Source organism: Paraburkholderia sp. SIMBA_053 (genome assembly GCF_046534895.1).
GTDB classification, from domain to species: domain Bacteria; phylum Pseudomonadota; class Gammaproteobacteria; order Burkholderiales; family Burkholderiaceae; genus Paraburkholderia; species Paraburkholderia caledonica.
Genome location: NZ_JAWRXU010000031.1, coordinates 1 through 3120, shown reverse-complemented (window position 1 = coordinate 3120; position 3120 = coordinate 1). Strand labels below are relative to the sequence as shown.

The following is a 3120-nucleotide window of genomic DNA, read 5'->3' as shown; positions in this document are numbered from 1 at the left end:
GGCACAACACTGATCTCAACCGTGTGTGGTCTGCATAAGACCCTGCGCGTGGCGCAGGGTGGGGCATCCATAAGTGCTGAAGCACTAACGGCTGCCGACACACACCTGTTATAGGATCAAGCCTTACGGGCAATTAGTATCAGTTAGCTGAGCACATTACTGCGCTTACACACCTGACCTATCAACGTCCTGGTCTTGAACGACCCTTCAAGGGGCTCGAAGCCCCGGGGATATCTCATCTTAAGGCGAGTTTCCCGCTTAGATGCTTTCAGCGGTTATCTCTTCCGAACATAGCTACCCGGCGATGCCACTGGCGTGACAACCGGTACACCAGAGGTTCGTCCACTCCGGTCCTCTCGTACTAGGAGCAGCCCCCTTCAAATATCCAGCGCCCACGGCAGATAGGGACCAAACTGTCTCACGACGTTTTAAACCCAGCTCACGTACCTCTTTAAATGGCGAACAGCCATACCCTTGGGACCGGCTACAGCCCCAGGATGAGATGAGCCGACATCGAGGTGCCAAACACCGCCGTCGATATGAACTCTTGGGCGGTATCAGCCTGTTATCCCCAGAGTACCTTTTATCCGTTGAGCGATGGCCCTTCCATACAGAACCACCGGATCACTATGACCTGCTTTCGCACCTGCTCGACTTGTCGGTCTCGCAGTTAAGCACGCTTATGCCATTGCACTATCAGCACGATTTCCGACCGTACCTAGCGTACCTTCGTACTCCTCCGTTACACTTTGGGAGGAGACCGCCCCAGTCAAACTGCCTACCATGCACTGTCCCCGATCCGGATTACGGACCAAGGTTAGAACCTCAAACAGATCAGGGTGGTATTTCAAGGATGGCTCCACGCAGACTGGCGTCCACGCTTCACAGCCTCCCACCTATCCTACACAGACCGGTTCAAAGTCCAATGCAAAGCTACAGTAAAGGTTCATGGGGTCTTTCCGTCTAGCCGCGGGGAGATTGCATCATCACAAACACTTCAACTTCGCTGAGTCTCGGGAGGAGACAGTGTGGCCATCGTTACGCCATTCGTGCAGGTCGGAACTTACCCGACAAGGAATTTCGCTACCTTAGGACCGTTATAGTTACGGCCGCCGTTTACCGGGACTTCAATCAGGAGCTTGCACCCCATCATTTAATCTTCCGGCACCGGGCAGGCGTCACACCCTATACGTCCACTTTCGTGTTTGCAGAGTGCTGTGTTTTTATTAAACAGTCGCAGCCACCAGTTTATTGCAACCCCTTCACCCTTCTCGCGCAGGCGAGTCAAGCTACAGGGGCGTACCTTATCCCGAAGTTACGGTACCAATTTGCCGAGTTCCTTCTCCCGAGTTCTCTCAAGCGCCTTAGAATACTCATCTCGCCCACCTGTGTCGGTTTGCGGTACGGTCTTGTTGAACTGAAGCTTAGAGGCTTTTCCTGGAACCACTTCCGATTGCTTCGTCACCGAAGTGACTGGCCTCACACCCTTGAATTACGCGCCCGGATTTGCCAAAGCGCCTTCTCCAATGCAAGGACCGGGACTTCCAACACCCGGACAACCTTCCGCGATCCGTCCCCCCATCGCATTCAACAATGGTGCAGGAATATTAACCTGCTTCCCATCAGCTACGCATTTCTGCCTCGCCTTAGGGGCCGACTCACCCTACGCCGATGAACGTTGCGTAGGAAACCTTGGGCTTACGGCGAGGGGGCCTTTCACCCCCTTTATCGCTACTCATGTCAGCATTCGCACTTCCGATACCTCCAGCACACTTTCCAGTGCACCTTCGCAGGCTTACGGAACGCTCTCCTACCATGCACATAAATGTGCATCCGCAGCTTCGGTATATGGCTTAGCCCCGTTACATCTTCCGCGCAGGACGACTCGATCAGTGAGCTATTACGCTTTCTTTAAAGGATGGCTGCTTCTAAGCCAACCTCCTGACTGTTTTAGCCTTCCCACTTCGTTTCCCACTTAGCCATATTTGGGGACCTTAGCTGGCGGTCTGGGTTGTTTCCCTCTTGACACCGGACGTTAGCACCCGATGTCTGTCTCCCGTGATTGCACTCTTCGGTATTCGGAGTTTGCTATGGCGTAGTAATCCGCAATGGACCCCACAACCATGACAGTGCTCTACCCCCGAAGGTGATACACGAGGCACTACCTAAATAGTTTTCGGAGAGAACCAGCTATTTCCAGGTTTGTTTAGCCTTTCACCCCTATCCACAGCTCATCCCCTAACTTTTCAACGTTAGTGGGTTCGGACCTCCAGTACGTGTTACCGCACCTTCATCCTGGCCATGGATAGATCACCTGGTTTCGGGTCTACACCCAGCGACTGAACGCCCTGTTCGGACTCGCTTTCGCTACGCCTGCCCTAATCGGTTAAGCTTGCCACTGAATGTAAGTCGCTGACCCATTATACAAAAGGTACGCCGTCACCCCTTACGAGGCTCCGACTGTTTGTATGCATGCGGTTTCAGGATCTGTTTCACTCCCCTCCCGGGGTTCTTTTCGCCTTTCCCTCACGGTACTGGTTCACTATCGGTCGATCACGAGTATTTAGCCTTGGAGGATGGTCCCCCCATCTTCAGACAGGATTTCACGTGTCCCGCCCTACTTGTCGTACACCTAGTTCTTCCTCGCTGTTTTCGTCTACAGGGCTATCACCTGCTATGGCGGCACTTTCCAGAGCCTTCGACTAACAATGAAGATAAAGAGTACAGGCTGGTCCCATTTCGCTCGCCACTACTCTGGGAATCTCGGTTGATTTCTTTTCCTGCGGTTACTTAGATGTTTCAGTTCACCGCGTTCGCTTCTCATGACCTATGGATTCAGTCATGGATACCTCAAAAGAGGTGGGTTTCCCCATTCGGACATCTACGGATCAAAGCTCGTTTGCCAGCTCCCCGTAGCTTTTCGCAGGCTACCGCGTCCTTCATCGCCTGTGATCGCCAAGGCATCCACCACATGCACTTGTTCGCTTGACCCTATAACGGGTGTGTCTCGCGACGCACTCGTTACAGGTTGAGTATTCGTGTTGCGCCGTATTCCAAAGCAATCTTTCGATCACTTAAAAATACATCGATACAATCACAACCCTGATTCACCTACTCATG

Annotated in this window: 1 rRNA gene; it reads right to left on the bottom strand. The window is 52.8% G+C overall.

From position 1 onward, the window contains the following. Window positions 1-112: 112 nt before the first annotated feature. A 23S ribosomal RNA gene (locus SB753_RS34285) occupies window positions 113-2991 on the bottom strand. Window positions 2992-3120 lie beyond the last annotated feature (129 nt).